Annotated in this window: 23 protein-coding genes; 10 read left to right on the top strand and 13 right to left on the bottom strand. The window is 71.8% G+C overall.

Annotated elements, in window-relative coordinates; translation table 11 throughout:
* Positions 1-11: 11 nt before the first annotated feature.
* From ABJI51_RS03160 to ABJI51_RS03150, 3 genes are read right to left on the bottom strand one after another with little or no spacing between them, the layout of a single operon-like run.
* Entirely contained in the window at positions 12-1,115 is a 1,104-nt protein-coding gene (locus ABJI51_RS03160; protein ID WP_348947385.1) for a class I SAM-dependent methyltransferase, read from the bottom strand.
* 27 nt (positions 1,116-1,142) lie between these two features.
* Complete coding sequence (locus ABJI51_RS03155; protein ID WP_348947384.1) at positions 1,143-2,576, bottom strand: sensor histidine kinase; 1,434 nt, start codon at positions 2,574-2,576, stop codon at positions 1,143-1,145.
* A gap of 10 nt (positions 2,577-2,586) precedes the next feature.
* Entirely contained in the window at positions 2,587-3,717 is a 1,131-nt protein-coding gene (locus tag ABJI51_RS03150; RefSeq protein ID WP_348947383.1) for a helix-turn-helix domain-containing protein, read from the bottom strand.
* Positions 3,718-4,236: 519 nt separating this feature from the next.
* On the opposite strand from ABJI51_RS03150, the gene ABJI51_RS03145 reads away from it, so the two are divergent.
* Together ABJI51_RS03145 and ABJI51_RS03140 are read left to right on the top strand one after the other, a co-directional pair.
* Positions 4,237-5,388 carry a PucR family transcriptional regulator gene (locus tag ABJI51_RS03145; RefSeq protein WP_348947382.1) on the top strand — a complete coding sequence of 384 codons (1,152 nt, stop codon included), beginning with the start codon at positions 4,237-4,239 and terminating at the stop codon, positions 5,386-5,388.
* A gap of 216 nt (positions 5,389-5,604) precedes the next feature.
* A complete protein-coding gene (locus tag ABJI51_RS03140; RefSeq protein ID WP_348947381.1) occupies positions 5,605-6,288 on the top strand; it encodes a response regulator transcription factor in 684 nt (227 codons plus the stop codon).
* A gap of 75 nt (positions 6,289-6,363) precedes the next feature.
* Here the strand turns inward: ABJI51_RS03140 and ABJI51_RS03135 are convergent, their stop codons facing one another.
* Positions 6,364-6,630 carry a hypothetical protein gene (locus tag ABJI51_RS03135; protein ID WP_348947380.1) on the bottom strand — a complete coding sequence of 89 codons (267 nt, stop codon included), beginning with the start codon at positions 6,628-6,630 and terminating at the stop codon, positions 6,364-6,366.
* Positions 6,631-6,691: 61 nt separating this feature from the next.
* Positions 6,692-6,961, bottom strand: a complete 270-nt coding sequence (locus tag ABJI51_RS03130; protein ID WP_348947379.1) for a hypothetical protein — start codon at positions 6,959-6,961, stop codon at positions 6,692-6,694.
* Positions 6,962-7,250: 289 nt separating this feature from the next.
* On the opposite strand from ABJI51_RS03130, the gene ABJI51_RS03125 reads away from it, so the two are divergent.
* Positions 7,251-8,690, top strand: a complete 1,440-nt coding sequence (locus tag ABJI51_RS03125; protein WP_348947378.1) for a sensor histidine kinase — start codon at positions 7,251-7,253, stop codon at positions 8,688-8,690.
* 109 nt (positions 8,691-8,799) lie between these two features.
* Here ABJI51_RS03125 and ABJI51_RS03120 read toward each other — a convergent pair whose 3' ends face one another.
* Both ABJI51_RS03120 and ABJI51_RS03115 read right to left on the bottom strand, forming a co-directional pair.
* Positions 8,800-10,281, bottom strand: coding sequence for a gluconokinase (locus tag ABJI51_RS03120; RefSeq protein ID WP_348947377.1), 1,482 nt, complete (start codon positions 10,279-10,281; stop codon positions 8,800-8,802).
* A 17-nt stretch (positions 10,282-10,298) separates the two neighbouring features.
* Positions 10,299-11,261, bottom strand: coding sequence for an aldo/keto reductase (locus tag ABJI51_RS03115; protein WP_348947376.1), 963 nt, complete (start codon positions 11,259-11,261; stop codon positions 10,299-10,301).
* A gap of 189 nt (positions 11,262-11,450) precedes the next feature.
* Here ABJI51_RS03115 and ABJI51_RS03110 point away from each other — a divergent pair, with 189 nt between their 5' ends.
* From ABJI51_RS03110 to ABJI51_RS03095, 4 genes are all read left to right on the top strand, one after another.
* A complete protein-coding gene (locus ABJI51_RS03110; protein ID WP_348947375.1) occupies positions 11,451-12,542 on the top strand; it encodes a PucR family transcriptional regulator in 1,092 nt (363 codons plus the stop codon).
* Positions 12,543-12,660: 118 nt separating this feature from the next.
* Positions 12,661-13,695 (top strand): 2,3-diaminopropionate biosynthesis protein SbnB, encoded by a 1,035-nt coding sequence (gene sbnB, locus ABJI51_RS03105; protein ID WP_348947374.1) that lies wholly within the window; start codon positions 12,661-12,663, stop codon positions 13,693-13,695.
* A gap of 93 nt (positions 13,696-13,788) precedes the next feature.
* Positions 13,789-15,954: a SulP family inorganic anion transporter gene (locus tag ABJI51_RS03100; RefSeq protein WP_348947373.1), complete on the top strand. Its 2,166-nt coding sequence runs from the start codon at positions 13,789-13,791 to the stop codon at positions 15,952-15,954.
* Positions 15,955-16,203: 249 nt separating this feature from the next.
* On the top strand, positions 16,204-17,601 hold the full coding sequence (locus ABJI51_RS03095; RefSeq protein ID WP_348947372.1) for an amino acid permease: 1,398 nt from the start codon (positions 16,204-16,206) through the stop codon (positions 17,599-17,601).
* Between the two features lie 3 nt (positions 17,602-17,604).
* On the opposite strand, the gene ABJI51_RS03090 is transcribed toward ABJI51_RS03095, so the two are convergent.
* On the bottom strand, positions 17,605-18,690 hold the full coding sequence (locus ABJI51_RS03090) for a PucR family transcriptional regulator (RefSeq protein WP_348947371.1): 1,086 nt from the start codon (positions 18,688-18,690) through the stop codon (positions 17,605-17,607).
* Positions 18,691-19,084: 394 nt separating this feature from the next.
* On the opposite strand from ABJI51_RS03090, the gene ABJI51_RS03085 reads away from it, so the two are divergent.
* On the top strand, positions 19,085-19,426 hold the full coding sequence (locus ABJI51_RS03085; protein WP_348947370.1) for a winged helix-turn-helix domain-containing protein: 342 nt from the start codon (positions 19,085-19,087) through the stop codon (positions 19,424-19,426).
* A gap of 157 nt (positions 19,427-19,583) precedes the next feature.
* Positions 19,584-19,937 (top strand): hypothetical protein, encoded by a 354-nt coding sequence (locus tag ABJI51_RS03080; RefSeq protein WP_348947369.1) that lies wholly within the window; start codon positions 19,584-19,586, stop codon positions 19,935-19,937.
* Between the two features lie 67 nt (positions 19,938-20,004).
* Here the strand turns inward: ABJI51_RS03080 and ABJI51_RS03075 are convergent, their stop codons facing one another.
* On the bottom strand, positions 20,005-20,562 hold the full coding sequence (locus ABJI51_RS03075; RefSeq protein WP_348947368.1) for a hypothetical protein: 558 nt from the start codon (positions 20,560-20,562) through the stop codon (positions 20,005-20,007).
* Positions 20,563-20,733: 171 nt separating this feature from the next.
* Between ABJI51_RS03075 and ABJI51_RS03070 the strand changes: the two genes are divergently transcribed.
* Positions 20,734-21,015 carry a hypothetical protein gene (locus tag ABJI51_RS03070; protein ID WP_348947367.1) on the top strand — a complete coding sequence of 94 codons (282 nt, stop codon included), beginning with the start codon at positions 20,734-20,736 and terminating at the stop codon, positions 21,013-21,015.
* Positions 21,016-21,154: 139 nt separating this feature from the next.
* Here the strand turns inward: ABJI51_RS03070 and ABJI51_RS03065 are convergent, their stop codons facing one another.
* From ABJI51_RS03065 to ABJI51_RS03050, 4 genes are all read right to left on the bottom strand, one after another.
* Entirely contained in the window at positions 21,155-21,430 is a 276-nt protein-coding gene (locus ABJI51_RS03065; RefSeq protein ID WP_348947366.1) for a hypothetical protein, read from the bottom strand.
* A 41-nt stretch (positions 21,431-21,471) separates the two neighbouring features.
* Positions 21,472-21,747, bottom strand: coding sequence for a hypothetical protein (locus ABJI51_RS03060; RefSeq protein ID WP_348947365.1), 276 nt, complete (start codon positions 21,745-21,747; stop codon positions 21,472-21,474).
* Between the two features lie 247 nt (positions 21,748-21,994).
* Positions 21,995-22,279 carry a hypothetical protein gene (locus tag ABJI51_RS03055; protein WP_348947364.1) on the bottom strand — a complete coding sequence of 95 codons (285 nt, stop codon included), beginning with the start codon at positions 22,277-22,279 and terminating at the stop codon, positions 21,995-21,997.
* 68 nt (positions 22,280-22,347) lie between these two features.
* Positions 22,348-23,640, bottom strand: coding sequence for an ABC transporter substrate-binding protein (locus tag ABJI51_RS03050; protein WP_348947363.1), 1,293 nt, complete (start codon positions 23,638-23,640; stop codon positions 22,348-22,350).
* Position 23,641 lies beyond the last annotated feature (1 nt).

Below are 23,641 nucleotides of genomic sequence, written 5' to 3'. Positions count from 1 at the left end.
GAGGGGGAACGTCAGACGCGTCCGACGAACAGGTACTGGCCGATCCGGCCGAGCGGGTGCCCGGGTGGCGGGAGGCACGCGGGAGAGAAACCCGCGCTGCGCAAGGAGTCCAGCCATTCCTCGCGGCTCGGGAAGATGCGGTCGGTGCCGCGGCGGAAGTCGGTGAAGTCTGCGTCCGGGTCGGCAGGCGGCGGCGACATGAGGAACTGCATGGACGTCATGAGCTGGTGGTGCTCGACCGTGGTGTCGACGAAGACCAGCGCGCCGCCCGGGGCGAGCAGCTTGCGCAGCCCGGCGAGGACCTCGCCCGCGTGCCGGGCGTTGTGCAGGACGTTCGCCGCGAGCACGACGTCGAACGACTCCGGCAGGTAACCCTGGGCGGCGAAGTCGCCGTTGACGTCGAAGAGGCCGTAGCGGACCCAGTCGTATGCGGCGAAGCGGTCCTTGGCCGAGGAGAGGAAGAACCGCGAGACGTCGGTGAAGAGGTAGTCCGGGCGGTGCGGGGCGAGCGCGGGCAGCACCACCGCGCTCGTGCCGCCGACGCCCGCGCCGATCTCCAGCACCCGCAGCCCGGGGCGCGCCAGGTCGGCGAGCACCGCGGCGGCGGCCGCGTTGGCGTACCGGCTGGCCACGTTGCGCTGGTAGACGTCGTCGGCGACGTCGAGGTCGCCGTCGGCGAACAGCAGCGACTGCAGGGAGATCTCGTCACGCAGCAGCTCGGGCAGGTAGGACACGGTGAGCTGGAAGAAGCGGGCGAGCCCGGACCCGTGCTCGAGCCCGCGCGCGGCGGCGTCCAGCTCCGCGCGGGCCTGCTCGACCTCGGCGGCGCCGACCTCGCGCAGCAGCCGGTACCGGCCGTCCTCTTCGGCCGCGAGGCCTTCGGCGACCAGCGCACGCAGCCACCGCCGGACGATCCGCCGGTGCCGGGGCGCGACCTTCGTGGCCGCGTAGATCTCGCCGAGGTCGTGCGACCCGGTCAGGCCGTGGCGGCCCAGGGTGAACACGATCGCCAGCAACGCCACGGCGTCGAGCCGGTCCACCAGCGCGGCGAGGCCGTCCAGATCGGCACCGGCGACGGCGCGCTCGCCTGCCGCATGCCCGCTTCCCGAGATCACGCGTCCCAGCCTAGATGACAATGATTTTCATTTCAATGTACGGGGTGAGGAAGACTCCCGGCGTTCCGCGGACGCAGGCCCGGGAAGCAGGGGCAGCCGGACGCGGATCCACGTGCCGCGCTCGGTCGGCCGGACCTCGACCGTCCCGTCGCACGCCGTCACGACCGACTGCACGATGCTCAGCCCCAGCCCGGCGCTGCGCTGGTCCGGTGGCCGCCGCCGGGCCTCGTCGCAGCGGAAGAACCGCTCGAACACCCGTGGCCGGTCCGCCTCCTCGATGCCCGGGCCGTCGTCGACGACGTCGAGCACCGCGTCCCCGCCCTCGGTGCGCAGCACGACCTCCGCGCGCGTCCCGGCCGGGGTGTGCATGCCGACGTTGGCCAGCAGGCACGACACCGCCTGCCGCAGCCACGGCCCGTCGCCGCACACCACCGGCGGCTCGCCCTCGCAGCGGTAGGCCATCCCGTGGTCCGGATACGCCGCCCGGCCCGTCTCGACGACGTCGCGGCACAGCACGTCCAGCTCGACCGGCACGGGGCTGTCGGGGCGGCCTTCGTCGATCCGGGCGAGCAGCAGGAGGTGATCGGCCAGCGCGGTCAGCCGCCGCGCTTCGCGCTCGACCTCCACCATCGCGTGCTCGCGGGCCGCGTGGTCGGCGAGCACGCCCAGGCGCAGCAGCTGGGCGTAGCCGATGATCACCGTCAGCGGGGTCCGTAGCTCGTGACCGGCGTCGGAAACGAACCGCCGCAACCGGTCGTCGGTCTCCGACAGCCGGGCGAAGGAGGCTTCGAGCCGGGCGAGCATCCGGTTCATCGCGGTGCCGAGCTGGCGGACCTCGGCGGGCACCCCGGCCAGGTCGACCCGGCCGCCCGGCTCGCCCGCGGTCACCCTGGCCACCGTGCCGGCGAACGACTCCAGCGGGCGCAGCGTCCGCCGGAACAGCGAGGCCGCGAGCACCATCGCCAGCACGCACACCACCACGTCGAGTACCGCCATCGCGCCCGCCATCCGGACCGCGATCGCGACCTGGCCGCCCAGCGCGCGGGCGGTGATCACGAACCGGCCGTCCTCCACGCGGTCGACGACACCGTAGAACCAGCCGAAGAACCGGTACCGCCCGTCCTCGGCCGCCGCCCGCAGCACCGCCGGACCCGGCGCGGGGAACGCCGCGGCGTGCACGCCGAGCCGGTCGAGCACCGCCCCGCCGGGCTGCACGACCAGGACGACGCCGTCCTCGTCGGTGTTGACGAGGTTCGGCGACGCCTGGTGGCCGCCGGCGAGCCGGGCGACCTGGTACAGCCGGTTCGTGTCGATCAGCCTGCGGTTGCGCAGCTGCTGGTAGATCACGAACCCGCCGACCGCCAGCAGGTTCATCGCGAGCACCGTGACCAGCGCCATCAGCCCGCCGGTGAGCACCAGGCGGCGGCGCAGCGACCACGGGCGGGTGCCGCCCCGGGTCATGCCGGACCGGTCACCGGGTGCCCGCCACGGCCGCGAACTGGGCGCGGACCGCCGTCGCCTGCGCGGCCGTCATCGCGATCGCGAGCACCTGCATGCCCGCCGGCTTCACCGGGTCGTAGCCGGTCAGCTGGGCGATCCGCTTCAGGCGGTAGTCCAGGGTGCTGCGGTGCACGATCAGCTCCGCGGCCGCGCGCGTGCGGTTGCCGTCGGCGCGGACGAACGCGCGCAGCGTCTCGGCGAGCCCGGGACCGCCGAGCACCGGCTCGATCAGCCGCCGCATCTCCGCCTCGATCGAAGGGTGGCGCAGCACCGCGTACTCGACCGCGAAGTCCTCCAGCCGGTGCACACCCGCGGGCGCGCCCGAGCCGGTGGCCAGCGCCACGACGTCACCGGCGGTCGCCGCGGCGGCGGGCACCTCGGCCGTGCGCGCCCAGTGCGGCGCCACCCAGGCACCAGGGAACGCGGCCCGCAGTTTCGCCGCCAGTTCCGGGCCGCGGCCCGGCCCGGCCTCCGGGACGAGGACGAACCCGACGTTCCCGCGCGCGACGGCCACGCCGCCCAGCGTGGGCAGCCGGTCGAGCCCGCCGTACCCACCCCACACGGCGAGGACCTGGTAGGAGGCCGACGCGCCCGGGGCGTGCTGCCCCGCAAGCAGGGCCGCCGCGAGCTGCTCACCGGCCAGCGGTGTCGCCGCGCGCGACCGGGCGTGCCGGTGGAAGCCGCCGGCCAGGCTGCGCGTCACGGCGTGCCCGACGCGCACGACGTCCTTGAGCACGCCCGAAGACCCCGGCCTGGCGCCCGCGGTGCGTTCGACCGCCCACGCGGTGAGCCTGCCGATGAGCACGAGCAGCGGCTCCAGCAGCGCCCCCGCCGCGGCCAGCGCGCTGCCGACGCGGGCGGTCTCCTCGACCTCGCGCGCCGACGTCCACGCCCGGTGGTCCCCCGACGTCAGCGCGGCGACCGTGACGCCGAGCAGCCGCCGCACGACGGCACGGGCCTCCCGTGGCTGCTCCTCGATCGCCGCGGCGACCTCCGCCCGCAGCTCGGCAGGCAGTCCCGCCACCGCCGGGAAGGCCGTCCGCGCCCAGGACGTTCCTTCGGACGCGAAGGCCGCCTCGGCGCGGATCGACGTGATGGTCATCGCTGGTGCCTTTCTGCACGGACCGGCCTGCTCGAAATCCCCACCACGTTATCGGTCCGACATCGGCTGTTCATTGCGCGGACACCGGAACATTCTTCGACGAAATCGAAGATGTGAATTGGCGGACACCCGCTTGCCGCAACCGGAGCCCGGCGCCGTCCTCCCTTCGCCGGAACGCCGTCCGCGAACCGCGGAGCACCGGCCGAAGTGTCCGGAACATCCGGGTTGGGCTCGTTCATCCCCAGGAACACGTCAAGGTGCGCGGACCGGACAACGAACGGACAACTGTCCGCCGATGACTGGACCAGGCCAAGCCGAAAATGATTCAATGAACAGGAGCCCACTCGGGTGAATCCGGGCACACTTGCTGCCCGAACGCACCCTGGTTTTCCGGCACACGCGGTTGTTGCGCGAATCGCTGAAACCTTTCCCGATGACTCTGATTACCCCGCGGATCGCGGCTCGCTAGATTCGGGGCTCCCATCCGCGAATTCACAGGTCAGAACCGGGGGTCATGCCATGACCACAACGCTGCGTCCCGCGCCGGGCCTCGCCGCCACCAGCGAGCTCGCCGCCCGCCTCTGGGCGGACATCGCGCCGATCCTGCGTGACGTGCCGGAACCGCTCGACGCCGCCCTGCACGGGCTGCTGCGGGCCGTCGTGCCGCTCATGGCGGCCGCCGCCCGCGGCGACGACCTCTGGACCGAAGAGACGGCCGCGCGGCTGCGCGCGAACGTCGCGGAGATCGCCGCGGCCACCGACGACGTCACCCCGATCGTGGGCGTGCTCAGCGAGCTGACCTCCCGGGTGCTGCAGGTCGTGCTGAACGGCGGCGCCGGGCACCCGGCCGTCTCGCCGCGTGCGGTGTCGGCGGTGGGCAGCAGGCTGGTCGCCGAGCTGCTGGCCGGCGCGCACCACACCACCACCCGCAAGCAGCGCGGCACGCTCGCCAAGGGCCGGTCCCAGCGCGCGCAGGAGCTGCTGCGGGGCGTCCGCCCCGACGCGGGCGACGACTACGACCTCGCCCCCGCCTACGCCGTGGTCGCCGTGCACTGCGCCGAGCCGCTCGACACGGCCACGATGATCGGCACGTTCGAGCAGGTGGCAGGCGACGGCGCACTGACCGCGCTCGCCCCGGCGGGCGGCTTCGCCCTGCTGCCTGCCGGCGACGAGGCCCGGGCCGCGCAGCTGGCCCGGGAGGTGCACGCCGCCCTGCCCGGCCGCGTGTGGATGTCGGCGTCCTGGCGCCCACGCGGGGAAATCGCGTGGGGGCGCCAGGAAGCGAGCAAGGTGCTGTCCCTGGCGCTGGCGGCCGACCACGAGCCCGGCGTCTACCTGCTCGGCGACCTGCTCGTCGAGTTCGCCGTCGCCCGCGAACCGACGGTGAGCGACAACCTGGTCCGGATCATCGAGCCGCTGCTGCAGCACCCCGCGCTCCTCGAGACGCTCAAGGTGCTGGTCGCGACCGACGGCAACCGCAGCCAGGCCGCGGAACGGCTGATCATCCACCGCAGCACGCTCGACTACCGCATCCAGCGCATCGAGCAGCTGACCGGCCTGCACCCCGGCAGCGTCCGCGGGATCAACGTCCTCAGCGCGGCACTCACCGCCCACGCCGTCGCGGCGCAGGCGAACCGGCCGAGGCGGGTCACTCACCCAGTGGAGGGATGACTGCGCGGAATGCGCAAAGAGTTCCCGCCAAAGCGCTCTGCGGAATCCGGTCAGCAGCTCAGCAGTTGTTTACGAAGAACTTTCATGTCAACTCCCGAAAGCGCTTCCCGCATTCCGGGAGCCATCATGAACACCGGATGAACGCGCGATTTCCGAACGGCCACTGCGAACATCGCCGAAGGAGTGAGTCCCGTGCCGGGCTGGTCTAATGATCCGGTGACTCCCGAACCGCCGCGCGGACGTTTGCTCGTCACCGACGACGAGGTGAGCATCGCCGCGATCCTGTTCACCACCTTCCAGTTCCTCGGCTACGACGTCGTCACCGCGGGCACCGGCCAGGAGGCGCTGCGCGCCGCGGCCGCCGCCGCCCCGGACGTCGTGCTGCTCGACGTGATGCTGCCCGACTTCGACGGGTTCGAGGTCTACCGGCGGCTGCGCGCGGCGGACGTCACGGCGCCGGTCATGTTCCTCAGCGCCCGCCAGTCCACCGACGACAAGGTGCACGGGCTGACCCTCGGCGGTGACGACTACGTCGCCAAGCCGTTCGACATCAAGGAACTCGTCGCCCGCGTGGAGGTGCTGCGCCGCCGCGGCGCGCAGCACCCGGCCGCCTGCACCCGGCTGCACCTCGGCCGGCTCGAACTCGACCGCGCGTCCCGCGAAGTGTGGAAGGACGGCGTGCCGGTCCGCCTGTCGGCCACCGAGTTCGACCTGCTGTGCCACCTGATGGCCAACCCCGGCAAGGCGGTGTCCAAGGCGGAGATCCTGTCCGCGGTGTGGGGCCACGACTTCCGCGGCGACTTCGGCGTGGTCGAGACCTACGTCTACTACCTGCGGCGGAAACTCGGCTCCGACCTGATCCGCACGGTGCGCAACTTCGGCTACCTCATCGCCGCCTGATCGCCGCCTGATCGCGAGGCCGGAAACGAAGACGGGCCCGGCGCCAGGCCGGGCCCGTCTCCTGGCAGGCGAAGCTCAGAGCGCGCGCAGCGCCAGCAGCGCGTCGCCCGACAGGCCCGACGCGTCGCCCGCGAACGACGGAACCTCGCCGCCGTCCTGGTGACCGCCCTGGTGGTGGGCCTTGTAGTAGTCGACGGCCTTCTCGACGGCCCAGTTGGCGATGAACGCCGCGCCGGCACCGTTGAAGGCGGCCCAGAAGCAGGAGACCGGAGCGGCCTGGGTCACCATCTCCAGCGGCTGCAGGGCGGCGCCGGTGTTGGCGAAGGATTCGACCGAGTTCATTGCACTCTCCATTTTCTCGAACATCATTACCTGACGGGGTCTCTTCCCGGAACGGAACCGGTCAGAACCGCGCGACGAGCGCGTCGAGCAGTTCGTCGCTCGAGACCTGGCCGGCCCAGCCGAAGCCCTCGGCGTCACACTCGACGGTGAAGTTCCCACCGTGGTGCCGGGCGTAGTAGTCGAGCGCCTTGTCGATCGCGTAGTTGACCGTGATGCCAACGAAGGCGCCGGCGAAGGCAGGGGTGCAGAGGACCACCGGGCCGCCCAGTGGGGACATCTCCAGCGGCTCGGGGGACCCGCCGGAGTTGGCGAAGGACTCGATCTGGTTCATTCGGTTCACCTTTGGTCTGCCGAAAAGGGGTTGTTCCGGGGAAGCAGCCGAGCAATATCACCTGCTCGACAGCGAGAAAGTACCCCCGCGGCGCGGCACACGGCATCCACCGGAATGCCTATTCCCACGGAACTCCGGACAACGACGGTGCCGGATTCGCGGAACGAGGAACCGGCCCGGCGCTTTCGGCGAGCCGCGGAAGTCCGTCCGCGCGATGCGGAATGATGTCACACCATCGGGTGAACGCCTACACTGATGCTCATTCGCTCGCCGGATGGAAAGGCCTGCCGTGACGACTTCCGAGCGGCCGCCGAGGTCACTGCGCACCAAGCTCGTCGTGGCCGTGCTGACGGCGACCTCGATCGGGCTGGTCGCGGCGCTGGCGGTCACGATCATCGGCGTCAATTCGTTCATGTACTCGCGGCTGACCTCCCAGACCACGAACTACCTGCGGCTGCTGACCGACGCGCTGGCGGCCAGCCCCGAGCCCTACCGGCAGCCGCCGCCCCTGGTCGCGCGGGGCGAATGGGTGGCGATGGTCCTCGGCCCGTCCGGCGAGCTGAAACAGTTCTGGGGCGGGAAACCGGCGAAGGTGCCGCCCCCGCCTGCCGGGCTGCTGCAGGCCATGACGGCGGACCGCTCGGTCGTCCGGCTGCCGGGGTCGTCCTTCCTCGGCGCGGCCACCCGGCTGCCGGACGGCGACTACGTCGTGGGCGCGGTGTCCACCGAGGACTACGACCAGATCGCCCACCGGATCGTGGTCGCGGTGTCCCTCATCGTGGTGTTCGTGCTGACCGTGCTGGCGTTGTTCCTGCTCCAGGTGAGCAAACGCTGGCTGCGGCCGCTGGAGTCGGTGGTCGGCTCGGCACAGTCCATTGCGGACGGCGACCTGTCCCAGCGGGTCGAGGTCGCCGACTCGACGTACGAGACCTACAGCCTCACCCGGTCGTTCAACACCATGGTGTCCCGGCTGCAGGATTCGTTCACCCGGCGCGAGCGCGCCGAGGACCGGCTGCGCCGGTTCGTCGCCTCGGCCGGGCACGAGCTGCGCACCCCGCTGGCGGCGATCTCCGGCTACGCGCAGCTGGCGCAGCTCGGCGCGCTGGACGAACGGGACGAGTTCCACGCGGCCATGCGCCGGGTGTGCGGCGAGACGAAGCGGATGGCCGCGCTCATCGACGAGCTGCTGCTGCTCGCCGAGCTGGACCGCGGGCGTCCGTCCGAAGAGGAACCGGTGGACCTCGGGCCGCTGTGCATCGACGCGGTCCACGACGCGCAGGCGGCGGCCCCGGAATGGCAGCTGCGCCACGACATCGACCCGCACCGGCCGTACCTGGTGGTCGGCGACGCGTTCCGGCTCCGCCAGACGGTGACCAACCTGCTGGCCAACATCCGCGCCCACACCCCGCCGGGCACCAAGGCGGAGGTGTGGCTGGCCACCACGGGCACCGAGCACGTCCTCGACATCGTCGACGACGGCCCCGGCATCCCGCCCGAGCTGCACGAGCGCGTCTTCGAACGGTTCTTCCGCGCGGACCCGGACCGCTCGGCGGGCAGCGGGCTCGGCCTGAGCATCGTGGCCGAGCTGGTCCACCTCCACGGCGGCACGATCAAGGTGATGCCCACCGACCGCGGCTGCTGGATCCGGGTCGCCCTGCCCGCGATGCCGGTGCCCCCGGAAGTCCTGGACACCCCCAGCCCCTCCGCGGCCGGCCGGGAAGCGAGCTGAACGGCGCTTTCCCGGCGTCCGGCGCGACGAACGTCCCTTTCACTGCACCGGACGAGACGAAAGCGCCTTTCAGCCGACCCGGAGATTCCCGGCGAACCGGACCGCGGCCTCACGAAGCCGACCGGAGCTGGGTCAGCAGCTGCGTGAGCTGCTCCCCCAGCCGCCGCGTTGCGGCGAAGTGGGCCGTCGCCAGGGGGTCCGGCAGGACCCGGCGGCCCGGCAGGCGGATCTCCGGGCGCTCGCACAGGCAGCCCAGCAGCCCGAGACCGCGCCACGCCATCAGCGCCGCGCCCAGTGCCGGGGCCTCGCCCGTGCCGACCACCTCCAGTGGCACGTCCAGCGCCGCCGCCAGCAGGGAACCCCACAACGGCGAGCGCAGGGCCGAGCCGCTCGCGCGGACCAGCGTGATCGGTTCCGTTCCCAGCGCGTCGCGGACCGTGGCCAGCTCGCGGGCCACGCCCTCGGCCATCGCGCGGGTCATCGCCGCCCTGCCGTGCTCGACGCGCAGGCCGACCAGCGCCGCGTGGAAGTCCGGGTTGCCCCATGCGCTCGCGTCGGCCGCGGGCTGGGGGATGCCGATCAGGCCCTCCGCGCCGATCGGGACCAGCTCCGCCTCGGCCAGCAGGACATCGATGTCAACGCCGCCGAACGACTCCGCCGCCCAGCGGGCGACCGCGTCGCCGTTGCTGAACGTGCCCCGCGAAATCCACAGCCCGTCGGCGAACGCGTGGCAGGACACCAGTTCCGAGCTCGGCGCCACCGGCCGGTCCTCCAGCACGCACAGGTCCGCCGCGGCCCCCATCGACAGCGCCGCGCATCCCCGCGACATCGCCCCCACCCCGAACTGGGCGGTGGCCGCCCCGGACGCGCCGATGACCACCGGGGTGCCGGCCGGCAGGCCGAGCAGCTCGCCGCCCGCCGCCGTCAGCCGCAGCGAACAGGTCGGGTCCATCAGCGCCGGCAGCTGCTCGCGGTGCACGCCGGCGACGTCGAGCGCGGGCTGTGCCCAGTCCAAAGTGGCCGAATCCACCCAGCCCGCGGCCGACGACGTCGAGACGTCGGTCACGAACTGCCCGGTGAGCTGGAACAGCAGGAAGCCCTTCAGCCCGGTCCAGCGCGCCGCCTTCCCGAAGAGGTCCGGGTCGTGCCCGGCGAACCAGGCCAGCTTGGCCACCGGGGACGCCGGCGTCAGCGGCACCCCGGTCAGCCGGTGCAGCTCGGACCCCTGTTCGGCGACGATGCGGCGGGTCGTGCCGACCGACCGGCCGTCGGTGGCGTTGAGCACCGGGGTGAGCGGGCGGCCCCCGGCGTCCAGCGCCAGCAGCGTCGGCAGGCCGGAGGTGAGCGAAAGCCCGCGCACGGCGTTGCCGAAGACCTCGCAGATCCCGGCCGCCTCGCGGATCGCCGAGGACACCGTGTCCAGCACCAGCCACGGGTCCTGCACCGGATCCACCGCGTGCGGCGTCGTCCGCGGCAGCGGCCATTCGACGATTTCCCGCGGGCTCAGGTCGTCCCCGGTGACCGCGACGGTGATCACCGCCGCACCGACGTCGACCCCCAGCACCACGTCCCCGTGTCCCGAACGCGTCATCGTGCCCCAGTCCCCGGTCAAGCGGCTTCGAGACAGCGAAGGTGCTCGTCGCTGAGGACCAGCTCGGTCGCGGCGAGGCAGTCGGCGAGCTGCGCTTGCGTGCTCACCCCGATCACCGGCTGGACCGGCGGCGTGGACGCGAGCATCCAGGCCAGCACGACCTGGTTCTCGGTCACCCCGGCGTCACCGGCCACCTTCCGCAGCGCGGCGAGCCGCGACTCGGTGCCCGGGTGGTGGTAGTGCGGCCACAGCTCCCGGTCGGGCCGGGTGTAGGCGCCGGACAGCAGCGGCGAGTAGCCCTGCACGGTCAGCCCGGGCGTGTCGCGCACGTACGCGGCCATTTCCGGGGTCAGCGTCTTCTGCAGGGCGAAGGACGCACCCGGCATCGGCTGCAGGTAGCTGTAGCGCTGCTGGAGCCACGAAACCCGGCCGCCCGCCCGCCGCAGCGAGTCCAGATCCTGGTTGCTCAGCCCGATTTCGCGGACCTTGCCCGCGGCGACCAGCTCCTCGAACGCGCCGAGGGTGTCCTCCAGCGGGACGGCGGGGTCCATGAGGTGGGCGAAGCAGACGTCCACGTAGTCGGTGTCCAGGCGGCGGAGGCTGTCCTCGACCGCGGACCGGATCGTGGCGGGCGCCAGTCCCTCGCAGTCCATCAGGCCGCCGCCGGGTACCGGGCGCGCGCCGACCTTGGTCGCCAGGCGGATCCGGTCCCGTGCGCCGCGGGCGCGGTGCCAGGCCCCGATCACCAGCTCGCTTTCGTCGCCGGTGCCGATCCAGCTGGCGTAGCAGTTCGCCGTGTCGACGAGCTCGCCGCCCTGCCCGGTGAAGGCGTCGAGGACGCCGAACGCCGCGGCGCGGTCGAGCGTCGTCCCGAAGTTCATGGTTCCCAGGCAGATCACGGCAACCCGTCCAATCCGGTGAGCACGACCAGCGTTCCTGCGCCTCGTCCGAGTTTTCCACGCCCGTCCCGGCCGGGACATCCGCACAACGCGGAACCGCTTTCCGCGGAATGTGCGACGGCGGGGCACTGACGAGGGAAAACCCGAATCTGAGGAAACTCTGAGCTACTTCGGCACTCGATCTGGTGAAGATGTCACCGGGTCAGGCAGGTGGATGACCGGACCGGACCGGTTGTGTTACTGGCTGCGACGACAAAAGGGTGAGGCCGGATGATTCCCACGAGTACCGACAAGACGACGTCCCCCGTGGCGGCGGGACGGTTCCACCCCGCGACGCCGGCGGGCTTCGGGGCGGACGTCCAGACCCCGCGCAAGACGGTGGTGCGGCACGTTCTCCCGCTGTTCTCCGACGTGCTGTCGGACGGCTTCGTGCTCGACGTGCCGGCGGCGCGCCGGGTCGGCCACGCGTGGGCCGAGTCCGGGCGCGGCCTCGAGCGGCTGCTGGACGCGGTGCAGAAACTCACCGCCGACCTCGTCGACAAGGCGCTGAACCGGCCGGACCTGCGGGACGCCGCCACCCGCTGCCTGGCGGCCCAGCGGATCAGCGAGCTGGGCACCCGGATCCTGGTCGAGCTGACCCGCGGCTTCGCCGAGGCCGGGTCGGGGGCCCCCGAGCACGAGGAGCCGACCCGGCGCAAGCGGGCCGAGCTGCTGCTGAGCGGCGCGGCCGTCCCGGCGCCGGAGGAGACCTACGCGGTCATCGCGGTGGCCACGGCCGAGCTGGACCCGGCCGTCGTGGACGAGGCGTTCCGCACCCACGCCGGCGAAGACACCCTGACGCTGCTGGCCGACGGCGGCGGGCACGTCCTGCTGCCCGCGCCGGACAAGGACGACGCCGTCCGGCGCACCGAGAAGGTGCTGGACGCGCTCGGCGGCTCGGCGCGCGCGGCACTGGTCTGGCCGGGCAGCCGCAGCCTGTCGGCGAGCCGGTCGGTGGCCGACGACATCCTCGCCGAGGCGACGTCGCTGGAGTTCGCGCCTGCGGTCCACGTCCTCGACGACGTGCTGCTGGAGTTCGCGGCGGCGCACGAGCCGGTGGTGTCCAACGCGCTGCTCAAGGTGATCCAGCCGCTGCTGGCCCAGCCGGTGCTGTGGGAGACGCTGCAGGTCCTGCTGGCCGAGGACGGCAACCGCGGCAAGGCCGCGGAGCGGCTGATCGTCCACCGCAGCACGGTCGACTACCGGCTCCAGCGCATCGGCCAGCTCACCGGGCACTCGCCGTGCACCGTGCGGGGCCTGCGCCTGCTGGCCACCGCGTCGGCCATGCACCGGCTGGCCGAGCTGCGCGGCTCCGCCGCCTGACCCCCCGGCCCGCGTGCCCCCGCCGCCGGTCCGCGCTCGTGAGTGGTAATTCGGGTTAGAACCCTCATTACCACTCACGACCAGCCGCGGCAGACCACCCATCAGAAAGGGACCGACCTTGCCAGGAACGCGTGCCATCCCGCCGTTCTCCGTCGTCACCGGTACCGAGGTGCGCCGGGTGCTGGACGGGGACGAGCGGGCCGTCACCGCCGTGGTCGAGCAGGCCTACCGCATCCACGGGGACGGCGACACGGTGAACCCGCCGTCGTACTTCCTGCGGTTTCCGGACCGGCCGTCGTCCCGCATCATCGCGCTGCCCGCGTCGCTCGGCGGGGAGTCCGGTGTGGACGGTCTGAAGTGGATCGCCAGTTTCCCGGAGAACGTCGAGGCGGGCATCCCGCGCGCCTCCGCCGTGCTGATCCTCAACGACCAGCTCACCGGCTACCCGTTCGCGATGCTGGAGGCTTCGGTCATCAGCGCGTCCCGCACCGCCGCGTCGGCCGCGCTGGCCGCGGACTGGCTGACCCGCGAACGCGGGCGCCCGGCGCGGATCGGGTTCTTCGGCACCGGCCTGATCGCCCGCTACATCCACACCTACCTGACGGCGAACGGCTGGGACTTCACCGAAATCGCCCTGCACGACCTCTCGGCGGCGTCCGTCGACGGCTTCTCGGGTTACCTCGCGCGCGCCGGCAGCCGGGCGGAGATCGTCCGTCACGACAGTGCCGAGTCGCTGATCAAGTCGTCGGACCTCGTCGTGTTCGCCACGGTGGCGGGCACGCCGCACGTGACGGACCCGTCGTGGTTCGCACACAACCCCGTGGTGCTGCACGTTTCCCTGCGCGACCTGGCGCCGGAGATCGTGCTCGCCGCGACCAACATCGTCGACGACGTCGAGCACTGCCTGAAGGCAGGCACCTCCGTGCACCTGGCCGAACAGCGCACCGGGAACCGGGATTTCGTGCACGGCACGCTGTTCGACGTCATGACCGGCAAGGTGCACCCGCCCGCCGATCGCCCGCTGGTGTTCTCGCCGTTCGGGCTCGGCATCCTCGACCTGGCCGTCGGACGGCACGTCCACGACCGGCTCGCCGCCGAGGGCGCGCTCTCCCCGATCCCGGGCTTCTTCGCCGACGTGACGCGCTACGGCTGAGCCCGCGCCCACGGTCCGCACCACGGCGGGATTCCGTCCGAAATTCGCGAAAATCCGCTCAGGCAAAGACAAATCGCCCGGATCTTCGCTTGGATGGTGACCATGAGACTACTCGCCGTGCTCCGTCACGACCTGCCAGCCTCGTTGGTCGTCTTCCTCGTCGCCGTCCCGCTTTCGCTCGGGATCGCGCTCGCTTCGGGTGCCCCGGTGGTCGCCGGGCTGATCGCCGCCGTGGCCGGGGGTGTCGTCGCCGGTGCGCTCGGGGGTTCCGTGCTGCAGGTGTCCGGGCCCGCCGCCGGGCTGACCGTCGTGATGGCCGAGACCATCGGCACCTTCGGCTGGCCGGTCACCTGCGCCATCACCGTCGCCGCCGGTGCGGTGCAGATCCTGCTGGGTGCCTCGCGGGTCGCGCGCGCCGCGCTGGCGATCTCGCCCGCCATCGTGCACGGCATGCTCGCCGGCATCGGCGTGACGATCGTGCTCGGGCAGGTCCACGTCATCCTCGGCGGCAAACCGCAGTCCTCGGCGCTGGAGAACCTCGCCGAGCTGCCCGGCCAGATCGTCGGCCGCCACGACGCCGCCACCGCGATCGGCCTGCTCGTCCTCGCGATCCTGGTGGTGTGGCCCCGGCTTCCGCAGGCCGTGCGGCGGGTTCCCGGCCCGCTGGCCGCCATCGCCGTCGCCACCGTCGTGTCCGTCCTCTTCGGACTGACGGTGCCCCGGGTGGAACTGCCCGCGGACCTGCTCGACGTGCGCTTCACCCCGCAGCTGCCCCACGGCGGCTGGGGCCCGTTCGTCGTCGCGGTGCTGACCATCGCGGTGATCGCGTCGGTGGAAAGCCTGCTCTCGGCGGTCGCGGTGGACCGGCTGCAGAACGGCGCGCGGGCCAACCTGAACCGCGAGCTGGTCGGCCAAGGCGCGGCCAACATGGTGTCCGGCGCGCTGGGCGGGCTGCCGGTCACCGGCGTGATCGTCCGCAGCTCCACCAACGTCGCCGCCGGGGCCAAGTCCCGTGCTTCGGCGGTGCTGCACGGCGTCTGGGTGCTGCTGTTCGTCGTCGCGCTCGCCGGGGTGATCCAGGACATCCCGCTCGCCGCGCTGGCCGGCCTGCTGGTCCACGTCGGCGTCAAGCTGGTCAACCCCGGGCACATCCGGACCGTGCTGGCCCACGGCGACCTGCCGGTCTACCTGCTCACCCTGGGCGGGGTCGTGGTGTTCGACCTGCTCACCGGCGTCCTCGCCGGGATCGCGCTCTCGCTGGCGCTGATGCTGCGCCGCACGCTGTGGTCCGGTGTCCACGTCGAGCGGGACGGCGAGGTCTGGCACGTCGTCGTCGAAGGCGTCCTGACGTTCCTGTCGGTGCCCCGGCTGTCCAAAGTGCTCGCCGGTCTCCCGTCCGGCGCCGACGTGCGGCTCGACCTGGTCGTCGACTACCTCGACCACGCGGCCTTCGAAAGCTTGCAGACGTGGCAGCACGCGCACGAATCGGCGGGCGGCACGGTCGAGGTCGACGAGATCGGCCACCCGTGGTTCGCCAACGGCAAGGAGGGCCGCCCGACGCGCAGCCGCCGCGCGGGCACCGGGTTCGTGCCCCGCTGGCTCGCGCCCTGGTCCGACTGGCAGGCGGGCGGCGTCCCGGCCCAGCCGACCCAGCGCGGCGCCGCGGAGTTCCAGCGCCGCACGGCACCGCTGCTGCGCGGCACGCTGTCGGACCTCGCCGACGGTCAGCGCCCGCGCACGCTGTTCATCACCTGCGGCGACTCGCGCATCGTGCCGAACCTGATCACCACCAGCGGGCCGGGTGACCTGTTCACCATCCGCAACATCGGCAACCTCGTCCCGCCGGGACAGGCCGACCCGTCGATGAACGCCGCCGTCGCGTACGCGGTCGGTGTGCTCGGGGTGTCGGAGATCGTGGTCTGCGGGCACTCGTCGTGCGGGGCGATGGCCGCGCTGGCCGCCGGGCCCCCGCCGGGCCCGCTGACCGACTGGCTGGCCCACGCGGAGCCCAGCGCCCGCCGTCCGGGCCCGGTGACGCTCGACGGACGGCGCCCGGACCGCGACGGCGACCGGCTGGCCCTGCAGAACGTCCTGCAGCAGCTGGATCACCTGCGGGAGTACCCGCTGGTGGCCGAGGCGGAACGGGCGGGAACCCTGCAGCTGACCGGAATGTACTTCGACGTCGGCCAGGCGCAGGTCCACCTGTGCACCGCGAAAACCGGCGACTTCCGCCCGGTGGGCGCGCCGGTGGCGGGCTGAAAGGGACGTTGGTCTCACCTGATGCCACGAAAGGGACTTTCCTCGCATCCGCTGCGAGGAAAGTCCCTTTCAGCCCGCGGTTTCGCCGTCCGCGGAGAAACCTGCGCCAAGCGCGGCCACGGCCGCAGTCGGTCGGCGAACTCCTGGTCCGCACATCGCGCAAATCCCGTCTCCCGCACCGGTTTCCCCCGAGATCGAGTTCACAATCCCGTTCCGGGAAGTGCGTGAAACCCAGTGCAAGGGACGGAAATGAAATCTCCAGTGAAGACCGGCGCCACCCCGCCGGAAACCGACTCCGAGGGCTACCGCAAGACCCTCGGGAACCGGCAGATCCAGATGATCGGGATCGGCGGGGCGATCGGCGTCGGCCTGTTCCTCGGCGCGGGCGGCAAGCTCGCCGCCACCGGGCCCGCGCTGCTGCTGTCCTATCTGGTCTGCGGGGTCGTGGCGATGTTCGTCATGCGGGCACTGGCCGAGCTCGTCCTGCACCGGCCGAGTGCCGGCAGTTTCGTCACCTACTCGCGCGAGTTCATCGGGCCGTGGGCCGGGTTCGTCACGGGGTGGATGTACTGGGTCAACTGGGCGATGGTCTGCGTTGCCGAGACCACCGCGATCGGGCACTACCTGCAGCGGTGGTTCCCCGGGCTGCCGGTCTGGGCGGGCGCGCTGCTGTCGCTGGCCGGGGTGCTGTCGGTGAACCTCGTGTCGGTGAAGCTGTTCGGCGAGCTGGAGTTCTGGTTCTCCACCGTCAAGGTGCTGGCCATCGTGGTCTTCCTCGTCGTCGGCGCCGGCCTGCTGCTGGGCGGCGCGCACCTCGGCTCGGCGCCCGCGTCGGTGGCGAACCTGGTCGACCACGGCGGGTTCTTCCCGCACGGCTTCGCGATGCCGTTCCTGGCCCTGCAGAGCGTGGTGTTCGCCTACGCCGCCATCGAGCTGGTCGGCGTGGCCGCCGGCGAGGCCGCCGAGCCGCGCAAGTCCATCCCGCGCGCGGTCAACAGCGTCATCTGGCGCATCGCCGTCTTCTACGTCGGCTCGGTGCTGATGCTCGCCGTGCTCATGCCGTGGTCGGACTACCAGGCGGGCGTCAGCCCGTTCGTCACCGTCTTCTCCCGCCTCGGCCTGCCCTGGATCGGCGACGTGATGAACCTCGTCGTGCTCACCGCCGCGATGTCGTCGGCCAACTCGGGGATCTACTCCACCGGCCGGATCCTGCGCGCGCTGGCCGACCGCGGCGAGGCACCGAAGTTCGCCGGGTGGATGAGCCGCCGCCGGATCCCGATCGGCGCGATCGTCATGACCTGCGGCGTGTGCCTGTTCGGCGTCGTGCTCAACATCGTGGTGCCCGACGACGCGTTCGACGTCGCCACGGAGATCTCCTCGCTCGGCGTGGTCACCACCTGGGCGATGATCATGATCGCCCAGGAACGCCTGCGCCGCCGCGCCCTGCGCGGCGAGCTGGAGCGGCCGTCGTGCCGGCTGCCCGGAGCGCCCTACACCACCTGGGCGACCGTCGGGTTCCTCGGGCTGGTCGTGGTCCTGATGGGCTTCTCCGGCGGCAGCAGCATGATCGCGGTGTGCCTGATCCCGGTGCTGGTGCTGGCACTGGGCATCGGCTGGCGGATCGTGTCGCGCCGCCGGGCGGGCTGACGGTCAGGAACCGGCGATCGCGTGCACGGCCATCGCGGCCGCGAGCATGTGGGCGCCGCGGCTGGTCAGCGGGTTGTGGCCGGTGATCTCCTCGATGCGGCGGATCCGGTAGTCCAAAGTGGAGCGGTGGATGAACAGCTCCCTGGCCGCGACCGTGCGGTTGAAGTCGGTGCGGATCAGCGTGGCGAGCGTGCCGTGCAGGACCTCGTTGCCCGCCAGCGGGCTGATCATCGCCAGCAGCCTGCTGGACGTCACCGGGTCCTGCACCACGGCGTACTCCAGCAGGACGTCGTCGAGGCTGTAGCGCCCGGCCGGCCGTCCCGTCGCCGTGATGAGCCCGAGGACGTCGGCTGCCTCCTTGCAGGCCGCGGCGAGCCCGGCGCGGGGCGCGGGCACGGTCGTTGTCCACGGCTGCTGACCGAACCGGCAGGCCAGGACGCCGAGCAGCGGCGTGATCCGCCGCTCGAGGCGGCGGGGCACCAGCACGAACACGTCGTCGCCGACCGGGGCGCTGAGCATGCCGTCTTCGTGGTGTTCGTCGAGCAGCGCCGCCAGCTTCTCGTGCGGCACCGGCTGCGGGAACCGCGCCGCGAGCACGACGTACTCCTCTTCGAGCCCGGCGACGTCCTCCGGGGCGAGCCGCTCCCCGCGCACGAGCCGGTGGACGAGGACGCACCGCGCGGCCCGCGACGGCGTGCCGCCGGGCCGCTGCGAAGCTCCGGCGAGCAGGTCGCGGACCAGCAGGTGCGCGACCTGGACGACCGAGGCCACCTGGTGCGGCCGGTGCGGCGCGACGGCGTCGACGACCCGGGCGGCCAGCCTGCCGAGCAGGTCGGCGGCCATGTCGGCGGTCGCGCCCGCCTCGGCGAAGGCCTGCCCGGCAATGCGGACCCGGGTGCGCTGGGCGGGCGTGACCGCGGTGTCGCCAGCGAGGACCCGGCGGTAGACACCGGTGGCCTCACCCAGCAGGGACGCGGCCGCGGGCCGGGCATCCTCCGGGGTGACGACGGCGAGCAGCTCCGCGGAATCGGTCAGGAAATCGTCTTCCGGTCGTATCCGGCGATCCGGCCGGTCGTCCAGCACAGTCATGCGCATTCCCACCCGTCTAGGCACCTCTCGACAGCTCCGGGGAAATCACATGCACCGATCCGCATGCTATTCCGCATTCGGCCAAACTCGCTTCCGGAGCCGTTACACACGGTGAGCGTATCGACAGTGATCCGCTGACAGCAACGCTTACAGGGGAATCCCTCAACAACGATGGGCAAACCGGACATATCGACAGATTCGCAGGTCGAGGCCACTTTTTGCGGCCCGGACCACCCCCTGGCCGGTCACTCGACGTGAAACTCCTTCGGGTTCGGCCTCCGGATGTCCCGAAGCGGAATTCAGCAGAATGCGCAGTCCCAGCACCCTTGTCGGCAATGCCGGGGTCGGACACACTCTCCGCCGAAAGAATTCCCCCGCACCCATTCGAGGAATCATGACCGATGTGATCGAGCGCACTCCGTCGCGGGAGCCGGTCCTGCGCGTCCAGGGCCTCGAACTGAACCTGCGGACGGGCCAGGTGCGCTATCGCGGCGAGACCGTCCACCTGACACCGACCGAGTTCCGCCTGCTGCGGATGCTCATGCTCAACGCGAACCGCGTCAGCCCGAACTGGCTGCTCGAACGGGCCCTCGGCGGCCCGGGGCACAACGGCCGGAAGGTCCAGTTCTACGTGGCGCGGCTGCGCCGCAAGCTCGGCGACCGCCACCGCGTGCTCATCCGCACGGCACACGGCTCCGGCTACCGGCTCACCGGGCGCACGGCACCCTCGGCGTGAGCGACCCCGTTTTCCCGGGCGCCCAAGGGAAATTCACGATCACCTCTTCAGCATTCGCGGATACAGCAGACCCGGCGAACTCCCTAATCTTCGCAGCACGAGCGAAACCGAACGGCGGTCCGCTCGCCATCCGAACCGACCGAAAGGCCGCGTGGAAATGAACAAGCGCACTCTGACCAAGATCACGACCGGTATCGCCGCGACCGCGTTCGTCTGCGCCGGGCTGCTCGGCGCCGCCGGCACCGCGGGCGCCACCACGCCGGCCCCGTCCGCCGGCGTCACCCTGCCCGGCGTCGGCAGCGTCACCCTGACCGGCAAGGTCGTCTCGGTCGACGGCAAGTACGTCACGGTCGTTCTCGACGGCACGAACCGCAAGGTCGTCTTCACCTGGGACTCGCTGACCAAGGTCGTCGGCGACATCAAGAAGGACGCCAAGGTCAAGGTCGTCATCTCGACCCTGAACTCGCTGATCGGCCTGATCAAGGCGGACGTGATCACCGTCCTCAGCTGAGGCGTGGCCGCCGGAAGGGGCCCGCGGAGACTCGTCTCCGCGGGCCCTTTTTCGCGCCGCCGTTTCCTCAGCGCCGGAACGAAACCGGGATGTACTGGTCGTAAGAGCGGTCGCCGGTCGCGGTGAAGTCGGCGCGGGTGACGATCGCGCAGCGGACTCCGGCGTCGCACTCGACGCCGTCGGCGAGCTGCGGGCGGATGGTGAGGGTCGTGACGAACGAGCCGCCCGGGCCGTACGGCAGCGTGATGCCCGGCGTGCCGGTGGCCGTGTCGGTGATCCGGCGGGCGGACCCGTCCTTCGCCTCGCGGCCGCCCAGGCACGGCGTCGGCAGCGTCGTGTAGGTCGCGGGGTCGCCGGGGCGCACGGCGTCCGGGATCGCGCAGAACGCGAGGAAGATCCCCTGGGCCCGGTTGTACCCGGCACCGGCCACGACGACCGTGCCACCACTGGAAGGCAGGACGGTGGGCGTCGCGAGCAGGTTCAGCTCGAAAGTGGACCCGCCTGCCGTCACCGTGCGGTGCGCGTAGCCCGGCAACGGCGTGGCGTCCGCCGTTCCCGGTGCGGCGACGGCGAGCGCGAGAGCGGCCGTCGCCACGGCCGCGGACTTCTTGACCCGGATACGCAACGGAAGAACCTTTCCCTGGTGGACGTGACCTTCCGAATATCCCGCGGCCGGCGCGGCCGTGGTGGTTCTTTCCGCCGCATGCGGATTCCCGTTCGCGGTCCGCGCATGGTGACCCACCGCGCGGCGTTTTACCTTTTCCTGATCATTGCGCCGAGCACCCGGGAGGAGACCATGGGCCACGATTCCCGCCCGCAGGCGACCGAGCTGACCCACCGGGCCGTGAACATGCTCAAGGCCGTCCGGGACGGCCGCGCCCAGCTGTCGGCCAGCTGCGAGCCCGACCTCTACGTCGACGGAATCCCCTGCTGCGACCAGGGAACGGCGCGGCTGCTCGGCCGGCTCGGCCTGATCGCCCCGGCCGGTCCCGGCCCGGCGGGCCACCTCGTGCCCGCCGTCGTGACCGAGGCAGGCCACCGGGTCCTCGCCACGCCGGTGCTGCCCATCGCGGGCTGACGACTCCCCCGGGAAAGCCGTGAATGGCCCTTTGCCGGACTTGAAGTCCGGCAAAGGGCCATTCACGGCTTTTGTCGTCACCGGCAAAAGGGAGGGCGGGCGCACGAACCAAGCGTGCGCCCGCCCTGGGGGAACCGGATCAGCGGCGGGTCAGCTCGTCCGCCCGCACCGACAGCAGTTCCGAAGCGGGCAGCAGGTCGTGCCGCGCGGCGCCACTGTCGAGGGGACCTTCGGTCTCCTCGAAGTTCCCGCGGTGGAAGAACGCCTTGGCGGCGAAGTAGCCGATACCGGCCGCGCCCAGACCGACGGCCGCGAGGTCGACCGCCGCCGGGGTGCACGCCACGGTCAGTTCACGGCCACCGAACTCGAGCGGCGCGAGCGTTTCGGCGAAGTCGTACTGCGCAATGGTGCTCATGATTTCCTCCATGGTGGTTTCGGTTTTGCGGGAATGGGGTTTCAGCTGCGGCGGGACGCGGCTTCGTGCCGCAGGCCCAGCAGTTCACCGACCGGGACACCCGACGGCGCACTCGGGACCTCCAGGTCGTCCACTTCCTGGACGCAGCCGTGGTAGTGGCAGTTGACCCAGCCGACGCCGGCCCCCACCGCGGCCCCGACCGCGGTCGCGGCGACGATCGCCCAGGTACAGGCGGTCGGCTCCACCGCAGCCGTGCCGAACGAAAGTGGTTCCATGCCGTGGGCCGCCGGGTCCCACGTGGACTCGCTCAATTCCATTTCCGCTCCTCTGCTCGGTACCGCGGCCACCGCCGTCGCGTGGCCGCAATCACGATAAGCGGCGCCGTCCAAAGCGGACATCCACCGATTGACGGAGAATTCCGGCTTCGACCGGCGGGCGGGGTTGACAGGGCCGCGGTCTCCAGCAGGAAAGGGACTTCCGGCCGCAAGCCGCGGATTCGGTTGCCGTGGCGGCGACCGCCGCCATCATGGCGTTACCGATCCCGATACCGGGAAATTCTGTGGATCAACCGACCGAAATCGAGGCCGTCCAATGACTATTGCCGAAGCCGCCGCAGCCGCCCATTTCTCCCGCGCCTCCGGCGCGCTCGAACCGCTCGAAGTTCCCGAAGCCGTCCTGCCGCTGGCCTGCGCCGCGGAGTTCGACACCGTCTACGTGGGCGTCACCGCCTTCACCTATGCCTGGCGAGCCGCCGCGCACGTCTTCCGGCACGGGTTCGACCAGCCCGCTTCCCCGGCGGGCGACGGCCCGGCCACCGCGGACCGCATGTCGGCCGCCCAGCTGCTGCACGTGCTGCGCCCCATGGGAGCCCGGCGGGGCCTGCGACCGTCCGGACCGGACGGTCGCAGGCCCTCGGCTCACGGAATGATCCCCCGGGAGTTCAGGGCGTCGGTGAGCGCCTCGCGCAGCTTGTCCGCCGTCGCCCGTGGATCGATCTCCGACGGCGGCGACAGGACGTTCGAGATCACCGTGGAGAGGTTCTGGTAGGCCGGGGTGAGCGGCCGGACCGCCGCGTCGGCGAGTGCGGCGCGGATGTCGGCCTTCATCGGGTACTGGTCGGCCATCGTCGGGTTCTTCGCCGCGTCGGCCGGTTTCGCCGGGTCCAGCGGCCGGGGGTCGTCGTAGACCGACGCGATGCTCGGCGGGATCCCGTCGACGAGGGCCTGGTACTTCTGGCTCGCCGCGCTGCGCAGGCACAGTGCCGCTTCGAAGGCTTCCTTCTTGTGCTGGGAGTACGTGCTGATCGCCAGGTTGAACCCGCCGATGGTGACGCGGCTGGGCGTCCCGGGGACGACCTGCGGGTAGCGCGCCCACTTCAGGTGCGCGAGGTCCTGCGGCTTCTCCTGGCCGTAGGAGGCGTAGACGTACGGCCAGTTCAGCTCGAACGCGCCGTCGCCGCGCTGGAACGCCTGCCGGATGTCGTCCTCCTTCGAGTTGGTCAGCGAAGGGTCGGTGATCCCGGCGGTGGTCAGCGTCTTCAGCAGCTCCAGCGCGCGGATCGCGCCCTCGTCCATGACCACCGACTTGCCGTCGTCGGACAGGATGTGCCCGCCTGCCGAGGCGACCAGCGTGTTGTAGAAGACGACAAGGCCCTCGTACTGCGCCCCGGTGAACAGCACCTCGTGCGGCTTGCCCGCCGCCTTCAGGACCTGCGCGGTGCGCATCAGCTCGTCGAACGTCTTCGGCGGCGACGGCGTGATCCGGTCGTCGTACCAGAGCAGCTGGACGTTGGTGTTCTTGGTGGCCCCGTAGAGCCGTCCGTTCCAGCGGGCGGTGGCGAGCGGGCCGGGCAGCACGTCCTGGGTCGCTTCGGCCTCGGCGGCCCCGGTCCACGGGTCGATCCAGCCCGCTTCGGCGAACTCCGGGATCCAGGTGACGTCCAGGCCGAGGACGTCCAGTGAGTCGTCGCGTGCGGCCAGCCGCCGCGCCATCTGCTCGCGCTGGCCGTCGGCGCCGCGCGGCAGCTTGTTGTAGACGATCCGGTAGCGCCCGGCCGCCTGCGCCGTGCACTTGTCGACCACCGTCTGGAGGTGGTCCTCCGGGGAGAGGTAGAGGTTGACCGTCAGGCCGCCGGCCTGGGAGCAGCCGGCCAGCGCCGCACCCGCCAGCAGGATCGCACCGGCGGCGGACCGGCCGCGTCGGGGGAACATG

This window comes from Amycolatopsis melonis (assembly GCF_040064235.1).
Lineage (GTDB): Bacteria > Actinomycetota > Actinomycetes > Mycobacteriales > Pseudonocardiaceae > Amycolatopsis > Amycolatopsis melonis.
Note: the sequence above shows the minus strand (reverse complement) of the source record. Positions and strands in the feature narration are given on the sequence as shown.